Genomic DNA, 21712 nt, shown 5'->3' with positions numbered 1-21712 from the left:
TTCTTTATTACTCTCTCATTATACGGTTTCTTTCAAAGTTTGCCATGAGTATTTTGTGCAATATATTTATGCTATAAAAAGCCGATACTTTTTTAGGTATCGGTCAATGTTGATTATTTGCGATCGTTTCTTTTTTTCATAAAGTAAACAATCCCTATGACAACAACTCCTAAGACCAGTACAGGTGCATAGAATTCTAGTGTTCCAATAATTCCTTCCATTTTATCCTCCTGTCAAAAAATAGAGAGTTTTACCCACAGCGCACGTTTGGCGAAATACATTCATAAGAATATGTCAATCACCAACCACAGCGCCCCTGTGCTGTTAATCTAACAGTCGTACCCTACCCAGCAGCAGATTTTCCATCCAATTCTTGGCTATTAATTTCCATAATCCAAAGAATCAATCTCAAAGTTGTCTTGTTTTATTTGTATTTATCCCCGTAAATATAACACCAAATCAAAATGTTGTCAATGTTTTGTAATAAAACACTAGAATTTTCCTTTTGTTTTATCTAACAGCGAACATTATTTCTCGTACACTCATAGGAATAGGTGAAACACAATCCACAGAGACCTGCTAGTGTCATTTTAAAATCTGTGTATCACCAGCTCCTGATTGCTGCTTTTCAACCTCAAAACTTAGAGAATCAATCTCTGAACGATTTGTATTTTTAGCCATAAAGTTGCCTCCTTCCTTCTTTTAAATGATCATCTTTACAGTAACTAGTATAAACTCTAGTATTGGCTAAGTAATGAGTAAATCGTGCAAGTTTCTTATTTTCGAGGAAAATTTTTATAGTGCCCAATACATACCTTGCTCAGCTACTTTTTTACCTTATTTACTAAATGATTTAGAAGTTTCTTCTTAACTACTTTACAGAGACTCACACAATGCCCCTGATTTTCCTATCTTCTTTGGCGATTCTGACGCAAGTGTGGTACAATAAAAACATGAGAATTCAACAATTACATTATATTATCAAAATCGTCGAAACTGGCTCCATGAATGAGGCAGCCAAGCAACTCTTTATCACCCAGCCGAGTCTTTCCAATGCTGTGAGAGATTTGGAAAATGAAATGGGGATTGAGATCTTTATCCGCAATCCCAAGGGCATCACCTTGACCCGTGATGGGATGGAGTTTCTCTCTTACGCCCGTCAGGTTGTCGAGCAGACCCAGCTTCTGGAGGAACGCTATAAAAATCCTGTTGCCCACCGCGAACTCTTTAGCGTTTCCTCTCAGCACTATGCCTTTGTGGTCAATGCCTTTGTCTCTTTGCTCAAAAAAAGCGATATGGAGAAATACGAACTTTTTCTTCGTGAAACGCGAACTTGGGAAATTATCGACGACGTCAAGAACTTCCGTAGTGAGGTCGGTGTTCTCTTCTTAAACAGCTACAACCGTGATGTTTTAACGAAAATGCTGGATGACAACCACCTGCTGGCTCACCATCTCTTCACAGCCCAGCCCCATATCTTTGTCAGCAAGACCAATCCTCTGGCAAAGAAAGACAAGGTGAAACTGTCTGATTTGGAAAACTTCCCTTATCTAAGTTATGATCAAGGAACTCACAACTCCTTCTACTTCTCTGAAGAGATTCTCTCGCAGGAATACCACAAAAAATCTATCGTAGTCAGCGACCGTGCTACCCTCTTTAACCTCTTGATTGGTCTGGATGGTTATACCATTGCGACAGGGATTTTGAACAGCAACCTCAACGGAGACAACATCGTTTCCATCCCATTGGATATTGACGACTCCATTGAGCTAGTCTATATCCAGCATGAAAAAACCAGCCTATCCAAGATGGGCGAACGCTTTATCGACTATCTACTAGAAGAAGTTCAATTTGATAGTTGAGAAATGATAAGAACCAATATGTAGGCTAGCAACAACCTGCACATTGGTTCTTTTTACTTATAATTAAAAGTTTCCCCTGCCAACTTATCTGCTAGCTTGGGAAAGAGAGTATAAAACTTATGGGCTAGGTTCAACAAAATCGGGAGATTAAGTTCTCGTTTCTTTTTTCCTATAATCTTGACAATCTTTTTAGCCACTGCATCTGGTTTCAACAGGAAGCGTTCAACCGACTTGAGATAGGTACCATCTGGGTCTGCTTGGTCAAAAAATCCTGTACGGATAGGTCCTGGATTAACAGTTGTCACATAGACACCATAGGGCATGAGTTCAAGGCGCAGAGCATTTGAAAAACCAATGGCCGCAAACTTGGTCGCAGAGTAGAGACTGGACTTGCCAGTAGCGATCAAACCTGCCATACTAACAATATTGATGATATGGCCTTTTCGACTTTCCTTCATTCGAGCCGCAAGGCGACGAGACAGATTCATCAGGGCAAAGGTATTGACCTCAAACATCTGGTGAATATCTTGGTCAGAAATCTGGTCAAATTCCTCAAAAATCCCGTAACCAGCATTGTTAATTAAGACATCAATCTTGCCATAGCGGAGATAGAGGTCAGTTACCAGAGATTCTAAGGCTAAGTCATCGGTAATATCAATTTCAATCAATTCTGCATGGGGATGATTTCCGTAGAGTTGGGCTAATTTTTCCTTATTTCGACCAAGCAAGATGAGTTGGTCTTCAGGTAAAAGTTTAACCATTTCTTGGGCTAGACCACCGCTAGCTCCGGTAATGAGAATAGTAGGCATACTGTTCCTTTCTGTGACTGCTAGATTTCCACTTCTTCCAAATCCTTAACCACATGGACGTTTTCAAAAATCGTTGCCGCATCTTTCTTGAGCTGACTAATATCTTTTGAAAGGAATCGGGCACTGATATGGTTGAGCAATAGTCGTTTGGCACCTGCTTCTACCGCTACTTGTGCAGCTTGCATGTTAGTAGAGTGACCATGATTACGAGCAATTATTTCATCGCCCTTGCCATAAGTCGATTCATGGACTAGGACATCAGCATTGACAGCCAGACGCACACTGGCACTAGTTTTACGAGTATCACCAAGAATAGTGATAATTTTACCTGGACGTGGCGCTGAGATATAGTCTACTGCCTTTATTTCAGTACCATCTTCCAAAACAACGTCCTGACCGTTTTTAATTTTTCCAAAAAGTGGGCCAAATGGGACACCTGCCGCCTTGAGTTTTTCAGCATCCAGCGTTCCTTCCAAATCCTTTTGCATGACACGGTAACCAACACAGAAAATAGTGTGATCCAATTCTTCCGCGTACACAGTGAATTTATCGGTCTCAAGGATTTTTCCTAGAGAATCTTGGTCAAATTCATGAAAATGAATGCGGTAAGGCAGGCGCGAACCTGACACACGAAGGCTGGTTAAGACAAATGACTTGATTCCTTGCGGTCCATAGATTTCCAAATCAGTCTGCTCTTCATTAGCCTGAAAGGCACGGCTAGAAAGGAAACCTGGCAAGCCAAAGATATGGTCTCCATGCAGGTGGGTGATAAAGATTTTGCTGACCTTACGTGGTCGAATTGTGGTTTCCAGAATGCGATTTTGCGTACCTTCTCCACAGTCAAAGAGCCAGACTTCGTTAATCTCGTCCAAGAGTTTCAGGGCAAGACTTGAAACATTGCGGGCTTTAGAGGGCTGACCTGCCCCCGTTCCTAAAAATTGAATATCCATTCGATACTTTCTAATTAATCAATATATAACATGGCTGTGCGGTTTTCCGATCGGAAATAGCGCTTGCCAGAAAAAGCAACAGCTTCTTGTAATAACTCCTCTTGGCTGTAACCTTTGAGACGTTTACGACCATCCGCCAAGCTTTCCAAATCAGTCAAAGCTGTAAGATTTTCCACGCTAACAACTTCCTCATCTCCGACATCCTTCATATAAATCTTGCCAGACTCTTCAAAGACTAGTTGATGGGGGAAAATTTGCGCAATTTCAAAGAGCAAGTCATCTGAAATTTTCTCTTCATTTTCAGAGAAAATCCGACCAAGACCCTCACTCTCATAACAAAAACCAAAGGATTTACCAGATAGGTTAAGACGAATAAAAGGCTTATTTTCTAGGATGAAACTTGGCTCAGTATTGTAGAGATTCAGTTCCTGACTGAGTTCTGCAAAATAATCCGTCGCAGCTTGGGGACTCTTTTTCTGGTAGAGTTCTGCAAAGTAAGCATTGACTACACTTGGAGGAGGTGTGATCAGTGCCAACTGCTCCTGCTCTGTTTTACCAGCTAGAAGCTGATCCAGATAGACCTTATCCAGACTTGTATAGCCCCCATATTTTAGAGCCAACGCTTTAATATCAGTCATAAAATTCCTCTAACCTCCATTTGTTTTTCTCAGAAATATAGCCTGTAATCACTTCGCCGTCCTCCTGATAATCACGTTCTTCCAAAATCGCAACACTTTCTAAATCATGAATCTTGTAGGACTTAGAAAAAGGCACGCGCAGGGTAAAAGATTCAAAAATATCCTTGATTTTCTCTAAAAACAAAGCCTGCAAATTCTCACGACTATCCTCAGACTTGGCAGAAATGAGAGCATAAGGTGTTTGGGTCGGCGTGAAATCCTCCACCAAATCCGCTTTATTATAAAGAGTCAGACGAGGAATGTCCTCCATGTCCAAGTCTTTCATGATGGAGAGAACCGTTTTTTCATGTTCCTCATGATAAGGATTGCTGGCATCGATAACATGAACCAGAAGGTCCACATGCTTGCTTTCTTCCAAGGTTGACTTAAAACTGGACACCAACTCTGTCGGCAAATCCTGGATAAATCCAACGGTATCTGTCAAAGTTACTTGGAGATTACCTCCCAGATGAATACTCTTAGTCGTCGCATCTAGAGTCGCAAAGAGCTCGTCAGCCTCATACTGGGTCTTACTGGTTAAGGTGTTCATGATAGTTGATTTCCCAGCATTGGTATAACCAATCAAACCAATCTTAAAGGTGCTGGACTCCAAACGTTTTTCTCTGACAGTCGCCCGATTTTTCTCAACCACCTTGAGCTGGCGCTCGATATCCGTAATTTGGTTGCGAACACTACGACGGTTCAGCTCCAGCTGGCTTTCACCAGGTCCACGGGAACCAATTCCCCCTGCCTGACGACTGAGCATAATCCCCTGACCAACCAAACGAGGCAAGAGGTACTTGAGCTGGGCAAGATGAACTTGGAGCTTCCCTTCATGGCTTCGAGCTCTCATAGCAAAGATATCCAAAATCAACTGCATACGGTCAATGACCTTGACACCGAGAACTTCCTCTAGATTGACATTTTGCCTTGGGGTCAGACGGTTGTTGACGATGACAGTGGTGATTTCTTCTGCATCCACCATAAGCGCAATTTCTTCCAACTTACCAGAGCCAACGAAGGTCTTGGAGTCATACTTTTCACGTTTTTGTTTGTAGCTATCTACAACGACTGCCCCTGCCGTTTTCGCTAAACTGGCCAATTCTTCCATGGAGAGATCAAAATTGTCCATTCCCTGCAATTCTACACCAATCAGCAGAACCCGTTCCTCTTTTTTCTCCGTTTCAATCATCTAAAAACTCCTCTATCTGGCTTAAAATGCGGTCCTGCACACCAGCTTCTCCAATCTGATAAAAGGTGACCTGCATGCGATTACGGAACCAGGTCAACTGACGCTTGGCAAAACGACGAGTAGCCTGTTTGAGACTCTCACTGGCTTCCTCCAAGGTCTGCTCTCCACGGAAGTAAGGAAAGAGTTCCTTGTAGCCAATTCCTTTAGCAGCCTGCACATCTGGATAATGGTCAAAGAGCCACTTGGCTTCGTCTAGAAGTCCAGCTTCAAACATCAAATCCACTCGATGATTGATTCGTTCATATAATTGACTGCGCTCATCATCCAAGCAGATAATCAGTGGTTCATACAAGGTCTCTTGATTTTCCAAATCCTGACCAAAATGGGCAATTTCCAAGGCACGTATTGCACGACGACGATTAAACTGGGGAATCTCAAGACCTGCTTGCGCCACCAGATGAGCTAATTCCTCATCTGAATATGGCTCCAAACTAGCTCGATAGTCCAAAATCTCCTCATGGGGAGTCTCCCCACCCAGGTGATAACCTTCTAGCAAGCTCTGGATATAAAGCCCAGTCCCACCGGCTATAATGGCTAGCTTGCCACGGCTGTGAATATCCTCAATAGCCATCTTAGCTTCTGAAACAAAATCAAAAGCCGAGTAAGACTCGGTTACCTCTCTAACATCGATTAAATGATGGGGAACAGCTGCCTGCTCTTCTGGACTAGCCTTAGCCGTCCCAATATCAAGTTCTCGATAGACTTGCTGGCTATCTCCACTAACCACTTCGCCATTAAAACGCTTGGCCACTTCAATAGCAAGAGCTGTTTTTCCAACAGCAGTCGGTCCAACAATCACAATTATTTTTGTTTTCATCTTTTTTCCTTGAAAAATTTCCATTTTTTCGTTACTATTATTATAACACAAAAAGGTCAGTCAGAAAAATGTGACCTCTTGAGGAGGCTGGCTGATTGAGAATATAAAGGAGGAAGACTCATGGCTAAAGGATTCGCTAAAGGTCTTGTAACAGGTGTCGCAGGAACTGTCGCTGCCGTTGCAGGTGCAGTATACGCATTTAAAAAGAAAGTAATCGAACCAGAAGAGCAAAAAGCAGCTTTCATCGAAGAAAACCGTAAAAAAGCAGCTCGCCGCCGCGTATCACGTTAAGAAACAAAAGAAGTTGGGATTCATTGTCTCAACTTCTTTTTTTTCTATTCTTTTATACTCAATGAAAATCAAAGGCAAACTAGGAAGCTAGCAACAGGTTACTCAAAGCACTGTTTTGAGGTTGTTGATGAAGCGACGCTGACGTGGTTTGAAGAAATTTTCGAAGAGTTTTAAATAGCTAGGTCAAACTTCAACTGTGGCTTGACAGGGTCATAATCCACCAACTCAAAATCTTCCGCTTTGATATCAAAGAAGTTGGTTTTGTCTGGTACATTCAAGACCAAACGTGGTTGACAATTTGACGGTTCACGACGAAGCAATTCCTGAGCTTGTTCAAATTGATTGTCATAGATATGGAGGTTGTTGATAAAGTAGAAGAACTTCCCAACCTTCCAGCCAAAATGTTTGGCAATCATCATTTGAAGAGCCACATACTGCATAGCATTGATGTGGTGGGCCACCAGCATATCATTGGAGCGCTGGGTCAAGGTCGCATCCAGATAGATTTCCCCATCTACACGGCGGACATCAAACATAGTCTGAAAGGCACATGGGAGCAACCCATCTGTTTCTTCGAAAGCTTGGTAATCCCAAAGGGAGATAATGTTTCGACGGTTCCAAGGGTTGGCTTCCAACTGTTTGAGAAGCTTATTGATGATGTCGTGTTTCTTAACAACAGCACCATAGCGCTCACCAATAGTTCCCGTATCTCCCACTTCCCAGTCATTCCAGTAGTGAACATTGTACTTGTCATTAAGCACCTCTAGGCTATTTGACTGGTCTTGGTAAATCCAGAGCACTTCCTTGATAGCTGATTTGATAGCGATAGGGCGCAAAGTTGTGATGGGGAATTCTCCTTTAGATAAGTCATACTCGGAAAAGGCACCAGTTACATATTTAGAGTTAGCAACTGTCCCATCCTTGTACTTGGGACGGGCCTGCTCAGAAAAGACACCGTCTTTGAGGATGCGTTCAATATTCTCTTTAAAAATCGTATCTGCTTTTGTCATTCTCTCTCACCTCATTTATTGTCCTAACTAGTATAGCATAAAAAAGAAAAGAGGAACATTACTAACTCTAGGTTAGCATTTTTCCTCTTTTATTATTTTATTGCAATACAAGTGATGCTGCTCCGATAACCCCAGCGTCATTTCCTAGAGTTGCAAGAGCTAATTTAGTGGATGTGCGTACTTGTGGGAAGCTATTTTCGTCGTAGACTTTTTGAACACCTTGTAGAAGGAATTCTCCTGCAGCTGACACACCACCACCGATTACGATTGTTGATGGGTTTAGGATTGAACCAATGTTAGCACAAGCGATTCCCAAGTAACGTGAGAAGTTACGGTAAACGATCAAGGCGAGGTCGTCTCCTTCTTTTGCAAGGTCAAAGACAGTCTTAGCAGTTACTTCTTCTCCGTTATCAATCAAACGTTTCAAGGCTGCATCGCCTTCGTATTCATCCGCATAGCGACGAGTCAAGTTGACAATCCCTGTTGCTGAAGCAACTGTCTCAAGGCAACCTTTCTTACCGCAAGTACATGCGATTGGTTGGTCAAAGTCAACAGTGATGTGGCCAAGCTCACCTGCTGCACCAGCCACACCGTGAAGCAATTTGCCTTCTGCGACGATACCACCACCAACACCTGTACCAAGTGTCATAAAGACAACATCTGGTTGGTTATCTCCAGCACCCATCCAGCGCTCACCAAGAGCTGCCACGTTGGCATCATTATCGATGAAAAATGGAATGCCCAAGGCTTTTTCAATTTTCTCTTTAATTGGTTGAAGGGTTTTCCAGTTGAGGTTGTAGGCACCGATAACAGTTCCTTTTTCACGGTCAACCACACCTGGTGACCCCATTCCGATACCTTGGAAGTCTGCTGCTGCCAATCCAAGCAAGTCCAAACGATGTTGAATAGACTCAATCATATCATCTACGATATGACTTCCCTCATCCAAAATGTTAGTCTTGATAGACCATTTTTCTTGGATTTCTCCTGCTGTTGTTAAGATTGCAAATTTGATAGAAGTTCCACCAAGGTCAATCCCAATAATCTTTTGACTCATCATATTCTCCTTTTTCATTATGAATTAACTGAAAATGCTTACAGATATAGTATAACAAAATTCAGTCATTTATGCAAAGGTTTGCATTAACTTTCTAAATTTTATCTGATTTATGGTTTCCAGAGACCTGAGGCATCTACATAGTAGCGGCCTCCATCAACTCGCTCATTCTTAGCCATTTTGCCATCTGATTTCAAATAGTAGTTTCCTTGCCATGCATTGCGAGCATAAGAACCATCTGATTTCAAGTAATACCAGGCTTGGTAAGAAGAGTCATAAACCCACTCACCTTGTGCCATTTTACCGTTTGACTTAAGGTAGTAAGCTCCTTGCCATGCATTCTTTGCATAAGATCCATCTGATTTCAAGTAATACCAAGCCTGATAAGAATCATCATAAATCCATTCGCTCTGTGCCATTTGACCATCTTCTTTCAGGTAATAGCTTCCCGGCCATGCATTTTTCACTGGATTGCCATTTCCATCAAAGTAATACCAAGTACCATCCTGCTTAACCCAGCCACTTGTTGTTGCTGAACTTGTATCAGTTTGAGTTGTAGTCTCTTGTTTTGCTTTAAAGGCACCCTTAGGGGCATTTTTCAATTCACAAGCCACACCATCATGATCGCGGTCTAACTTGGCAGAATACCCAGGGTCTCCCTCATGAAGATCTGAATAGCCATTAGCCCAAGCTTCCTTACAGCTAGAAAAATGGATGTTTTCTTCTGCTAAAACAGATTGTGAAAACAAGGCTAAAACTGACAAGGTAGCCAGACTCATTTTTAAAAATAGACGTTTGTCCATTTGGTTCTCCTCTAACGATGTTATCGATTTCAATATTATTTTATCAAACTTATTTCAGTAATTCAAGGAAACTTCTGGTCTTTTCTACAAACTCCTTTGGTTTTTCCTTATTCAAGACATGAGGGCCGTCTGGGATAATCTGAAATTGGGATTTTGATATTAGTTTATGAAGACTTCTCATAGAACTAAGATTCGGTTTATCTTTGCTGCCACAAATTAGTAAGGTTGGATAGGGGCAAATCCCTGCTATATCCGTTAAATCAAGTGTCTTCAATTCTTTGGAAATACCTATTATAAAAGTCTTGTCTGCCCCCTGTTTTTCAAATACCCTTTTAGGAAGTAGTTTAAAAATCAGCAACTGAACATAAAATAGGATATTCCCTGCTAATTTAAGCGGGCATCCTGATAGAACCAAAGCTCGAAGATTTGGTAAATCGTAACTGGAAAGTTCTAGTGCCAGGGCAGCACCTAAGGACAATCCAATCAAAACAAAAGGTTCTGTCTCTTGAGCTAGGTGTTGATAAACTCGCTCCTTGGCTTTTTGATAGCTGCTAACTCCAGAAGGAAATAACTCGATAGCCTCAGAAGGATAATCTGTCAGTAAATTCCGAACTTCTTTCCAACTTTCTGCCGACTGCCCTAACCCGTGTAAAAATACCAGTTTCATCTAGTTCTCCTCTAGGCTTAATTCATACAAGCCCCTCACTGCATTACAACCGTAAATAGCTTCTGCTTGGGCTAAATCTGCCAAGGTCAAGACTTTCTCTTCTACCTCTCCTATTTCCAGCAAATGCTGACGGTAAATTCCTGGTAAGATTCCCAGTCGGATAGGCGGTGTGTAGAGTTTCCCAGCGATTTTCAGAACCAAATTTCCGATAGAGGTTTCAAGCAATTCTCCTCTTGCATTATGGTAAATCTTCTCTTGTTCCCCTATGCTCAAATGCGGTCGGTGGCTTGTTTTAAAATAGGTAAATGCTTGTTGCAAATTCGCTTCCTGAAGGAAAAGTTCGGCTTTGCAGAAGGTCGGACTGAAAGGTTCCAATATTTGACGATTGACTTCTATCTCTCCAGATTTGCTGAGAGAAATTCGCAAGCGGTAATCTTGATTAACTTCACAATCCTGACACTCTGCTTCAATCTTTTGTCTCAAAATTTCTGGGTCAAAAGGATAAGCAAAATATCGACTAGCTTTTCTCAGTCTTTCCAAATGTTGATCTTCAAACAACAAGTTCTTCTGACTGATTTTTCCAGTTGTAATTATTTGGAAACGAGCTTGTTTACGATAAAGAACTGCCGCCTTTTGATGAACCTCGCGGTATTCAGATTCCCAAGTGCTATCCCATGTAATGCCTCCGCCAACTCCATAGATGGCTTTCCCTTGATACAGTTGAATGGTACGAATGGCGACATTGAAAATCCGTTTCCCATGTGGAAGCAAGAGACCAATCGTTCCACAGTAGACTCCGCGCGGTTGCGGCTCCAAGTCCTTTATAATCTCCATAGTCGCAATTTTTGGAGCGCCCGTTATGGAACCACAAGGAAAGAGTGAGCGGAAGATTTCTACAAGGTCAACATCCTCTCGCAACTTACTCTTGATGGTCGAAGTCATCTGCCAGACAGTTGAATACTGCTCTACCTGACACAGACGCTCCACGTGCTCGCTCCCCACTTCAGAAATACGGTTCATGTCGTTGCGCAAGAGGTCCACAATCATCATATTTTCAGAGCGATTTTTAGGGTCCTGTTCCAACCAACTGGCCTGCTCCAAGTCTTCTTTGTCAGTCATGCCACGCTGAGTCGTTCCCTTCATTGGTCGCGTTGTCAACTCGCGGCCATTTTGCTCAAAAAAGAGCTCTGGGCTCATGGAAATGACTGCCATCTCATCATGTTCAACATAAGCATTGTAACCCGCCTCCTGCTCTACCACCATACGATTGTAGATGGCAAAAGGATTAGCGCTTAAGTCCTGCTTGAGTTGGACGGTGTAGTTGACCTGATAGGTGTCTCCCTGCCGCAAATGATGATGTATCTGGGCAATCGCCTTTTCATAGTCCTCTGCAGACGTTACTTCCTGCCAATCAGAAGGCAAATCAACCTCATCATACATCAGAGGAATAGGGGATGTTTCTACGCTATCATGAACGGTAAAATATAGCAGGTACTCTGCCAATAAAGGAGTTTTATGAACTGCTAATTTTTCCTCAAAAGCAGGTGCAGCCTCATAGCTGACATAGCCCACCACATAGTAGCCCTGCTCTTGGTAACTTTCCACTTGTGCCAATAAGGCTGTTACTTCTGTTAAATTTCTGGTTTTTAACTCTTTGATAGGCTGGGTAAAGATGTATCGCTCCCCCAAAGCCCTAAAATCAATCACTGTTTTTCTATGCATACCTTAAGTATAGCATAAAAAGGCAGATACAGACAAAGCTGATCTACCTTTTTTCATTTTACTAGTCCTATCTACTATTTAGTGAATAAATCTCCAGTAAATCCGTCTGATTTCTGCAATAGTTGTTTGTAAACTTTCCATTTAAGATTCACTGTATTATCAAATTTATTACCTTGAAGGTCTTTTTCAACTGCAGCATCGAATAGCTCTTGAAGTTTTTCATATGTTGAAATCTTTTGACCATCAATTTCAATTTCTACAAAACCTTTCTCAGCTTTAGCTCTGACTTCTTTATACCATTCTTTCTTCCACTCTTCTAATGTATTAAATCTACCTTTAGAAACTTTTTGGATGATAAAGTCATCACCTAGACCTACGTTGCCGGCTGCTTTAGATTCTTGTTTATACTTGTTAGATGCATACCCTAAGAATCCATCAAGGTAACCGTAGTAGCCCCACATACGGAATGTATTGTGTTTGAATGAGATTGAGCCAGCCGTACTCTTACTTGTGTTACCACCATAAATACCAGTCATCATATTCACAACAGTATAAGCAGAATCGAATCCTTCAGTACGGTAATGACCATTACCTGGTAGCCCGTGTTTAGTAGCGAAGTTGTTATCTACAAGTTGATCAATAGCTGTCAGTTTCATACTCTTCTCATCATCATTTAAATCACGAACTAAATCCCATTGGTGTGGTGCACCTTCTAACTTATTATAGCTCGCTTTTTCGCGATATTTCTTATCGATTTTCTTGAACCACTTATCGTTAGTTCCAGTATTTTTCTTGATGACAGATTCTGCTTCTAAGTAATCAAGCATCATCATTGATTCGTTATAGTTCTTCATGTAGTGATCAATCTTCTCACGACTACTTAACATATTAGGATCATAGTTATAAATTTGTGTACCGTCATTTTTACGTTCGTACGCCATATTTAATCCAAGTGAACCATATTCACCATTATAGTTTGTAAGTGATGGCGATTGTAGCATACCTTGAGCAAATGATTCAATATCTGTCCCTTCACGGTGACGCCATGTTCCTAAGTAGGCCATACGGTCATTGATATGAGTTGTTTCGTGAGTGAATGCAGATGTACCATAATCACTAATCATACTAGAGATGATGTAGTATACAGCTTCTGAGTTTTGTGGATTAGAAAAGATATAAGCATACGCACCCATACCGTTATATCCGTGCCATTTACCTGTAGGTCCATAGAACTCACGAACTGGAGCATAGTCACCATTCTTATTATGACCCATTCGGTCAGCCCATCCATTACCTGGAACATCTTGGTTATCCCAAATTGCTGATGGGACCATATTTTCAGATTTCAACAATTGATTACGTACATTATCAGCAGCAAGTCTTGACCAGAAGTCTAAGTAATTAATTTGCTCTTGTGCACGTAAATCTATTTCTTTCTTGAACGCTTCACGTTCAGCTTCTGTATTCTTACCATATTTCTCAAATGCACTAAACGCTAGCGTATTGTACGTTGAAATTAAGAACATGTGAGCCTTCTTCGTATTAAGAAGCGGTAAAATGTATCGACCATGTTCACCGTTATTTAAGTTTTCATATAAGTGATATTTCTTATTAGCAAAATCAGGGTTAGATGATTGTTTCTCAACTACATAGTTAGTATGAGAAATAGCTTTCTTATACCACACATTCATATCAGTATCTTCTGTAAAGAGTTTCATGTTATATGTTAAGAAGTCATTTAAATTACCTTTACCTGTTGCTCCCGCAATCACATCACGATAAGCATCTTGAGTTCGGTCCCCTTTCAAGAAATGTTCACGTGAACCAATTTGAATCAATCTATCGATAACGCTAACGTTCTTACCATAAAAATCAGGCTTGAACATCATAAGGTCTTTAATGCTCATATCATTGTATTTAAATCCATAATAACGATTTAAATAAGTAAGACCCATCATAATTTTAGCTTTATTGTCTTCAACTTTCTTGAGAAGGGCTTTCATTGCAGCTTCATCACTATTCAATTGATGGTCTTCATTTTCGACTAAAGCTTTGACTAATTTATCCAAATTAGCTTTAGTTTCTTTGAAGCTTTCTTCAAGGAACAAGTTACGAATGTAATTGTTCTTATGATTGTCACTATTCTCAGCTGGTTTGTTACGTTTATCCATTAACGCACGCACTTCAGGTGAAATCAATTGAACGCTATCTAATTTCGCTTTAATATCGCTGATTAATTGTGTTCTATCTTTAACCACCATATTTGGTGTGTAAACTACATCTCCTAAATCTGTAATACCGTATTCTTTTACTTGTTCCACGTTTGATGTAGCTTTTGCTGATACAGCTTTTTCTTCCTTAGTACCATCAGCATAATGAATCATAATATGATCAACATCTGACAAGTCCGTTACAAATTGTCCATCTTTCATACCTGTCACAGATAATACTTCTGTAGTTAGTAATTTAGATCCTTCAGGAATCTTATTACCTTGATTGACAATCCATTCTTTGTTGTAGAATGGTTGAAGTTTTTCAACATTACGGTATGCAAGTTCACGTTCTGCATTGTAATCTTGAGTATCTTTATAAGTATCAGCTTTTGGTTTTATGTTGTTAAGAGTGTTAACTACTGGTTCGTTAATTGCATATTCATGAGCAGTGATTCCCAGTGTTGCAATTTTCTTATCAGCTTCTTCCTGAGATATTGATTTAATACGATTTTGTTGTTTAGAGTATCTATAAGAAGATTTACCTTCACTTACACCGTCAACAACGAAATTTCTATTTACTCGATCCCCTGTGTAATATGGATCGGTATCGATATCATGTGAACCGTAGAAAATTTCACCGTTCTTAACTTTCATCATAGAAACAGTGTCTTCTATATAACCAAGATAGTTTAAGCTTCCAACAGCGCCACCAACTTCAATTGGGTCTTCAACATCTATTGTACCTTTAACGACAGATTTCTTAATTGCTCCGTCTCTACCGACAGCATTGTTATCTCCGCCATTTTGTGACCAATAAGATATACCTGCAGCTTTAGCTCGCTTACCTTTAATATTAGCCTCAACGTATGCTTTTTCGACATATCCTTTCCAGTTTTCTCCAACAATACCTGTTAAGAATTTATCCCCATCTCCAACAGAAGTTACATTACCAATAAATGCAACATTAACTAATCTACCACCACTATCAATTTTATCAATGAAACCAGATACCCAGTTTCTGCCGAGCACATTACCTTTGACTTTAACATTCTCAATAAGGCTACCACCTTTGATCACATTTGCTACAGATGCAATTTGATCAGCCCAAGGCATATTAATATTTACATTAGCGAGATTAATATCGTGGATTTTACCACCTTCAATATTAGCAAATAAAGGTCGAGCTGTATTGTGAATAGTGAAACGATTATCTCCATTGCTTGATAATGTACCTTTAAACGTAGCTGTCACATAAGATTTACTTGGAGTTGGAACATTGGCTGCATTAAGATCTGCACCCAGTTTGAACTCTCCAGTAGGGTTAGCTTGAATATCTTTTACAAGCTCGTTGAAGCTATAATAAATATTACCTTCTTTTAATTTTTGTTTTTCAAAGTAATGAACATACTCTTCACTGAAAGTATCATCTTCTCTACGTTGAACTAAGTCTGGAGCTTTTGCTACCACTTTGTACAATGTTTTTCCATCAACAACCACTTCTTCAACAGAACTTACCGCTAGTCTTGTTGTTTTGTTATCATGAGTTGTCACTCGTAAGTAAAGTGGAGCAACGTCTGTCGGTTTTTCAGTTATTAAACTTTTATCCGTTTCGACGCCATTTTCATCCACACTAATCAAGCTAGTTGACGCAATGTTCTTGATTTCAACTTTCTTCAAGTCTAAACGAAGTGGTTTTTCATCTAAGGTCGTTGTTTCATCACCTTGACCGCGATTATAAGTCATTCGCGTTGCTACTTTATAATCTTTATAAAGATTCAAACCTTCAACCACATCTTCTAGTTTTTCTTTAGATAGGTCGATGGTTTTAACAACCTTATCTCCATCTTTAATTTCAGCTACGATGTTCTTAATTTCTGCATTATCAGCATTCTCTAAATTATAGTTTAAATTTGCAGAACGATTCATCGCATTATCTGTGATACTCGTTAATGTTAAAACAGGTACCGATTTTTCTTTTGGAGTCTCATGATCATGTGACGTAGGTTGGTCCACTGGTTTTGTTACAGTAGGTGTTTCCACTGGTTGGTCAGCTGGTTTCATCACAACTGGTTGGTCAGCTGGTTTCATCACAACTGGTTGGTCTACTGGTTTCTCAGCTGGTTTCGTCACAACTGGTTGGTCTACTGGTTTCTCAGCTGGTTTCGTCACAACTGGTTGGTCTACTGGTTCCTCTGTTGGTTCCGTTTGTTTTTCTACAGCAGGCGTTTCCACTTTTGGTTCTTCAACAGGTTGATTAGCAGCCTCATCTCTTGTTTCTACTACTGCTGGCTGTGCATCTTCTTGTTTCGGTGTCTCTTCCGATACCTTATCCTCTTTAGGATCTTCTTGTTGTGATGAATCTTTTGGTATCCTTGGTTGCTCCGGTTGTGTAGGTTGCACGGGTTGTTCTGGGACTTTTGCTTGTTCTACTGGTGGTTCAACGTTTGATTCCTCAGCTGGTTTGTCTGATGGTTGACTTTCTGGCTTAACTGCTACTTTTTCCTCTGGTTTTGACTCAACTTTTCCACCTACTTCTTCAACTGGAGCTGGTTCTGCTGAATCTTCTTTTTCATCTTTTCCTTTAGGGAGGGGCTCGTCAGTAGGTTTTACCTCCGATTTTAGTTCTTCCTTTGGACTTTCTTCTGTTTTAGGTGCTTCTTCTTTTGGAGCTTCCTCTGTCTCTACTGCTTGGTTTTCTGGCTTAGCTTGCTCCTGATTTGTTGTTACTTGGGGATTCTCAACTTCGACTACAGTCACCTCTCCAGGTTTAGCTGAGGCTTCTTCTAAAACAGTGTCCAAGCCAAGCGTTTTGAGGATGTCACCTGATAGATAACCAACATAGTGATAACCCTCCATTTCAACAACACCCTCTCGACTAGCTGGTGCTAGGGTCGCAACTGGGTCTACAGCTCCTGCACTAGGAAGGACTACCAATCCCATAGCTCCAACTAGAAAGACGCTGGCAATTTTCTTTCTCTTGTAGATTAAAAGCAAGCTCCCAACAGTCAGCAAACCAAAAGCTGTCAAAACAGATGCTTCTGTCCCTGTTTGTGGCAGCTGGTCTTTTTGATATACCAAACCATATACAACTTCATTTCCATCAGGCTTTCCTGTCTGGATTAAATCTTTAGCTTCTTGTGAAATAACCTCTTTATCTACATAGTGATAGGTGGCTGCGTCCACTACAGAAGGAGCCATCAAAAGGCTTCCAAGAAATACAGAACCTACAACTCCCTTAATCTTACGAATTGAAAAACGGTCTTTTTTAAACACTTTCATCTCCTTTATTCATTCTCACGACTTTCTAATAGAATCTTGTGGATAGTGCGCACGCGCACCTCCGACTAATTTTGGACGACTAGCCAGCGCCGTTACGTGGGCATGACCAATCTCTCTCAAAAGAGGGCGAATCGGAACCTGAACATGCTTGACATGCATACCAATTGCAGTGTCTCCGATATCCAATCCAGCATGAGCCTTGATAAATTCAACCTCAACTGGATCCTGCATAAACTTGAAGGCTGCCAACTGACCCGAACCTCCTGCATGAAGAGTTGGAAGGACACTAACGATTTCCAGACCAAACTGCTCTGCCACCTGACGTTCAACAACGAGGGCTCGATTGACATGCTCACAACCTTGAACGGCTAAATGGATACCTCTACTACCTAGAATACCCAAGATAGTCTCCACTATCAGCTCACCAATCTCTTGACTGGACTCTTTCCCAATCTGACCACCTAGCACCTCACTAGAAGATAGACCTAAAACAAAAAGGGCCCCCTGCTTCAAATTGGCCTTTTCTAAAACATCTTCTACTATCTGACGTGTTTCTCTTTGAATCTGTGTCTCGTTCATCTCTGTCACCTCTTTTGTCACTCTTCTATCATACCGTTTTTTCTTGTTTTTAGCAAGATAGACAACCTAGAAAGCTTGCCCAATTACGCATAAAACTCCCAGAATTGACTGGGAGTTAGCTAGTTTCTATTCCATTTATGTATATTTCCACTTTCGTCCCTTTTTGGGGCCTAGAATCAATCTTCATCTGGTAATTGTCTCCAAAATGAAGTTTGAGTCGCTGATCAACATTTTGCAGACCAACTCCCCCACGTTTGAGGTTACTCTGACTACTATCGCCAGCAGTTTGGAAGCCAACGCCATCATCCTCAATACGGATGACCAATCCTGAATCCTGTTTCTGAACAGAAACTCTAATATGTCCCTGACCTTCCTTTTCCTTAATGCCATGGTAAAGAGCATTTTCCACCAAAGGTTGTAACACCAACTTGGGCAAGACTAGGTTATCAAAGGCAGGATTTTCCTCAATCTCGTATTCCAGCTTATCTCCATAGCGTTGTTTCTGGATAAAGAGATACTGGCGAACATGATTGATTTCATCAGACAGGCAAATCAAATCCTTGCCTTGATTGAGTGCCAAGCGGAAATAGGTTGCCAAAGACTTGGTCACCTGAACCACTCGCTGACTATCCTGAAATTCAGCCATCCAGATGATGGTGTCCAAGGTGTTATAGAGGAAATGCGGATTAATCTGGCTTGATAGGGCTTGAAGTTGGTACTGACGGGTCGTTTCTTCCTGCCTGCGAACATCTGCCATCAGCTGATCAACCTGATCCAACATATCATTGAACTGACGAGACACTTCTCTCAGTTCATAGGCACCAGTTTCCCTGGCACGAAGATTCTGATTACCAGAAGCAATTTCCAGCATGGTTTCTCTCAAATCCTTCAAAGGAGCAATCCAGCGTTTAAGACTAAGCCACACCAAGCAGAGACAGACAAGAAGAGATGTGATACTAGCCCCAAGCAAGGTCCACAAGAGTTGATTCCGAACCTGGTCTAACTTCTCCAGCGAAGACACGCCAAGTACCGTCCAATCAGTTCCTGCAATCTTTTCTTGACTGACGTAGGATTTGTGACCAGGAGTATAGCCCTGACCCGTCTCGATGTAGGGTTCCATGGCCTCCATTTCACTAGACGAACTATAAACTGTGTGTTGAGGATGGTAGACAAATTCATGGTTTTCATTGATAATAAAGGCAAAGCCCTGCTGACCCAACTGAAGTTGATTTAGATAGGCTTCTAGAGTTTCATAAGAAATATCCAAACGAAGCACGCCCAGATTGACCCCCTTGGCATCAACAAGTTCCTGAGTGATAGAAACAACCCACTGACTATCTGATTTACGAGCTGGAGTCAAAACGGGCATGGCTCCCTGATGAATGGCCTGTTGGTACCAATCTTCAGCCATCATATCTGAGGAAGTTTTCATTTGCACACTGTCATCTGTAGAAATAACCTGACCAGATTTGGTTACCAGCACAACAGTTTTCAAGTCCTGGTCTGCCTTTAAGATGGTCAAAAACAGATTTCGGATTCCCTTGACCTTGTCTTGACTGGGATTCTCAGCATAGGTTAGGACATCTGCCTGCTGGGTCAAACTAGTCGAGGTGGTTTCTAATTTTTTGATATAAGACTGGATAAAGTGGCTAGTCTGACTGATAGTCGTTTGGTTATTACCTTCAATGGTAGCCTCAATAGCTGATGAACTAGATTGATAGTAGAAAGTTCCAACCAGAGCTAGGAGAATGAGAAAGACCAGAAAGATGGAAATAACCATTCTGACTAGGAGAGAAGAACGCTTCATCAACCTTCCCCCTTCTTAAACTGACGAGGGGTCACACCTGCAATCTGTTTAAAACGTTGGGTAAAGTAGTTCATATCTTCAAAACCAACCTTTTCAGCTATCTCGTAAATCTTCAGATCTGTAGTCAAAAGCAAGAGCTTGGCTTGTTTGACACGTTCTCGCACCAAATAATCCTGAAAAGGCAAACCCAACTCTTTCTTAATCAAAGAACTCAGATAAGTCGGACTAAAGCCCAAGTCACTGGCCAAAGACTTTAAACTAAACTGGCTATCAGCCAGATGGGACTGGATTTTCTGGGCCATGTTTCCTTCAAACTTATCGGTTAATAAATCTTGTAACTGCTCTTCCTTTTCTTCCTTGTCTAGTTTTTGCTTGATTTTCCCCAACATTTCCTCAATATCCTGACGAGAAAAAGGCTTGAGCAGATAGTCATCCACACCGAGTTTGACAGCAGACAAGGCATAATCAAAATCATCGTAGCCAGTCAAAAAAACTAGATGAATCTGAGGATAGGTTTCTCGGACTAGACTGGCCAACTGGATGCCATTTAGCTGAGGCATATTGATATCGGTTAAAATAATGTCTGGCACCTGCTTTTGAATCAATTCCCAAGCCTGCCTTCCATTTTCAGCCTGACCGATGATTTCCATATCGTAGGCTGCTACATTGACCAGCTTGGCCAAGCCTTGTCTTACCAGATATTCATCTTCTACGATTAAGATTGTGTAGGTCATGCTTCTCTCCTTTGTCACTTACTAGTATCAGTATAGCAAAATTCTCCTCTAACTGCTTAGGAAATACTTCTTAATCAACATAATCTAGTAAATAAGCGTAGCCTTTTTCTTCCATTTGGTCTTTGGGAATAAAGCGGATAGAGAGGCTATTGATACAGTAGCGCAAGCCACCTTTGTCCTGTGGACCGTCCGTAAAAACATGGCCAAGGTGAGAATCTCCAACTCGGCTCCGCACTTCCATGCGTGTCATATTGTAAGACTTATCTTCTTTGTAAGTAGCAACATCTGGGCTGATGGGCTGGGTGAAACTAGGCCAGCCACAACCAGACTCAAACTTGTCCTTTGATGAAAAGAGGGGTTCCCCAGTTGCCACATCCACATAGATACCGGATTCGAATTTATCCCAGTAGCGGTTTGAAAAGGCTCGCTCTGTTTGATTTTTCTGGGTAACTGCATACTCCTCAGGCGACAAGGTCTTTTTCAATTCTTCATCACTTGGTTTTGGGTATTTGCTGGCATCGATGACAGGGTAGGCAGCCTGATTAACATTGATATGGCAGTAGCCATTTGGATTTTTCTTGAGATAGTCTTGGTGGTAATCCTCAGCCACTACAAAATTCTTCAAAGCCTCCTTTTCAACTGCTAGAGGTTGATCGTATTTCTTAGCAACTTCATCAAAGACTTGGTTGATTACCTCCAAATCCTTATCATCTGTGTAATAAACACCAGTACGGTACTGGGTCCCCACATCATTTCCTTGTTTATTTTTGCTGATTGGATTGATAATGCGGAAATAATGAAGCAGGATTTCCTTGAGGGAAATTTGATTGGCATCATAAGTAACATGGACAGTCTCCGCATGTCCTGTTTGGTTAATCAATTCGTACTTAGTTGTTTCCCCTCTACCGTTTGCATAGCCTGATACGGCATCTGTCACTCCGGGAACGCGGGAGAAGTATTCCTCCACTCCCCAGAAACAACCTCCAGCTAGATAAATTTCGTGCAAGTCTGCGTCTTTACTAATTTCTGTTTTTTTCACTGTTTTTCCTCCTTGGCTGACTGCCGCTTTCTCAATTTGCGAGCTATCTGTCTGCCCTGCATTTCGCATCAATAGAAAATAGAAACCGGTTATGGCTAGGAAAAATACTCCTAGCAACAAGATGATTTTTAGCTTATCATTCAT

General features: G+C 41.2%; 18 protein-coding genes. 2 read left to right on the top strand and 16 right to left on the bottom strand.

The annotated features are described in order from the left end of the window. Nucleotides 1-113: 113 nt before the first annotated feature. Nucleotides 114-221: a QVPTGV class sortase B protein-sorting domain-containing protein gene (locus HW098_RS01265; protein ID WP_004256158.1), complete on the bottom strand. Its 108-nt coding sequence runs from the start codon at nt 219-221 to the stop codon at nt 114-116. 732 nt (nt 222-953) lie between these two features. On the opposite strand from HW098_RS01265, the gene HW098_RS01255 reads away from it, so the two are divergent. After that, nucleotides 954-1862: a LysR family transcriptional regulator gene (locus HW098_RS01255; protein WP_025169857.1), complete on the top strand. Its 909-nt coding sequence runs from the start codon at nt 954-956 to the stop codon at nt 1860-1862. A gap of 53 nt (nt 1863-1915) precedes the next feature. Here HW098_RS01255 and HW098_RS01250 read toward each other — a convergent pair whose 3' ends face one another. The 5 genes from HW098_RS01250 to miaA are packed head-to-tail and all read right to left on the bottom strand — an operon-like array spanning nt 1916 to nt 6367. Continuing rightward, nucleotides 1916-2671, bottom strand: coding sequence for an SDR family oxidoreductase (locus HW098_RS01250; protein ID WP_176139034.1), 756 nt, complete (start codon nt 2669-2671; stop codon nt 1916-1918). 20 nt (nt 2672-2691) lie between these two features. Next, nucleotides 2692-3621 carry a ribonuclease Z gene (gene rnz / locus HW098_RS01245; RefSeq protein ID WP_176139033.1) on the bottom strand — a complete coding sequence of 310 codons (930 nt, stop codon included), beginning with the start codon at nt 3619-3621 and terminating at the stop codon, nt 2692-2694. Between the two features lie 14 nt (nt 3622-3635). Further along, nucleotides 3636-4259 carry a cystathionine beta-lyase gene (locus tag HW098_RS01240; RefSeq protein WP_176139032.1) on the bottom strand — a complete coding sequence of 208 codons (624 nt, stop codon included), beginning with the start codon at nt 4257-4259 and terminating at the stop codon, nt 3636-3638. Continuing rightward, on the bottom strand, nt 4252-5490 hold the full coding sequence (gene hflX / locus HW098_RS01235) for a GTPase HflX (protein ID WP_176139031.1): 1239 nt from the start codon (nt 5488-5490) through the stop codon (nt 4252-4254). Before hflX ends, HW098_RS01240 begins: the two co-directional genes overlap by 8 nt. Further along, entirely contained in the window at nt 5483-6367 is an 885-nt protein-coding gene (gene miaA, locus HW098_RS01230; RefSeq protein WP_176139030.1) for a tRNA (adenosine(37)-N6)-dimethylallyltransferase MiaA, read from the bottom strand. The genes hflX and miaA overlap by 8 nt, the downstream gene beginning before the upstream one ends. Nucleotides 6368-6487: 120 nt before the next feature. Here miaA and HW098_RS01225 point away from each other — a divergent pair, with 120 nt between their 5' ends. Further along, nucleotides 6488-6658, top strand: coding sequence for a DUF3042 family protein (locus tag HW098_RS01225; RefSeq protein WP_001051780.1), 171 nt, complete (start codon nt 6488-6490; stop codon nt 6656-6658). 170 nt (nt 6659-6828) lie between these two features. On the opposite strand, the gene HW098_RS01220 is transcribed toward HW098_RS01225, so the two are convergent. The 10 genes from HW098_RS01220 to msrB all read right to left on the bottom strand — a co-directional run bounded on the left by HW098_RS01220 (nt 6829) and on the right by msrB (nt 21712). Then, nucleotides 6829-7668 (bottom strand): thymidylate synthase, encoded by an 840-nt coding sequence (locus HW098_RS01220; RefSeq protein WP_176139029.1) that lies wholly within the window; start codon nt 7666-7668, stop codon nt 6829-6831. 97 nt (nt 7669-7765) lie between these two features. Beyond that, on the bottom strand, nt 7766-8725 hold the full coding sequence (locus tag HW098_RS01215; protein WP_033684051.1) for an ROK family glucokinase: 960 nt from the start codon (nt 8723-8725) through the stop codon (nt 7766-7768). Between the two features lie 110 nt (nt 8726-8835). After that, nucleotides 8836-9528 carry an excalibur calcium-binding domain-containing protein gene (locus HW098_RS10695; protein WP_176139028.1) on the bottom strand — a complete coding sequence of 231 codons (693 nt, stop codon included), beginning with the start codon at nt 9526-9528 and terminating at the stop codon, nt 8836-8838. Between the two features lie 49 nt (nt 9529-9577). Beyond that, on the bottom strand, nt 9578-10195 hold the full coding sequence (locus HW098_RS01205) for an alpha/beta hydrolase (protein ID WP_176139027.1): 618 nt from the start codon (nt 10193-10195) through the stop codon (nt 9578-9580). Further along, the gene (gene pabB / locus HW098_RS01200) at nt 10196-11917 is read right to left on the bottom strand and encodes an aminodeoxychorismate synthase component I (protein ID WP_176139026.1); all 1722 of its coding nucleotides are present in this window, start codon (nt 11915-11917) and stop codon (nt 10196-10198) included. It abuts the gene before it with no gap. A gap of 74 nt (nt 11918-11991) precedes the next feature. Next, on the bottom strand, nt 11992-17403 hold the full coding sequence (locus tag HW098_RS01195) for a ZmpA/ZmpB/ZmpC family metallo-endopeptidase (RefSeq protein WP_176139025.1): 5412 nt from the start codon (nt 17401-17403) through the stop codon (nt 11992-11994). A 21-nt stretch (nt 17404-17424) separates the two neighbouring features. Then, nucleotides 17425-17988: a TIGR01440 family protein gene (locus HW098_RS01190; protein ID WP_050242330.1), complete on the bottom strand. Its 564-nt coding sequence runs from the start codon at nt 17986-17988 to the stop codon at nt 17425-17427. Between the two features lie 115 nt (nt 17989-18103). Beyond that, on the bottom strand, nt 18104-19795 hold the full coding sequence (locus HW098_RS01185) for a sensor histidine kinase (RefSeq protein ID WP_176139024.1): 1692 nt from the start codon (nt 19793-19795) through the stop codon (nt 18104-18106). Further along, the gene (locus HW098_RS01180; protein ID WP_176139023.1) at nt 19795-20529 is read right to left on the bottom strand and encodes a response regulator transcription factor; all 735 of its coding nucleotides are present in this window, start codon (nt 20527-20529) and stop codon (nt 19795-19797) included. The genes HW098_RS01185 and HW098_RS01180 overlap by 1 nt, the downstream gene beginning before the upstream one ends. Nucleotides 20530-20599: 70 nt before the next feature. Continuing rightward, entirely contained in the window at nt 20600-21712 is a 1113-nt protein-coding gene (msrB, locus tag HW098_RS01175) for a peptide-methionine (R)-S-oxide reductase MsrB (protein WP_176139022.1), read from the bottom strand.

The organism is Streptococcus sp. 1453 (assembly GCF_013276955.1).
Classification (GTDB): Bacteria; Bacillota; Bacilli; order Lactobacillales; family Streptococcaceae; genus Streptococcus.
Note: the sequence above shows the minus strand (reverse complement) of the source record. Positions and strands in the feature narration are given on the sequence as shown.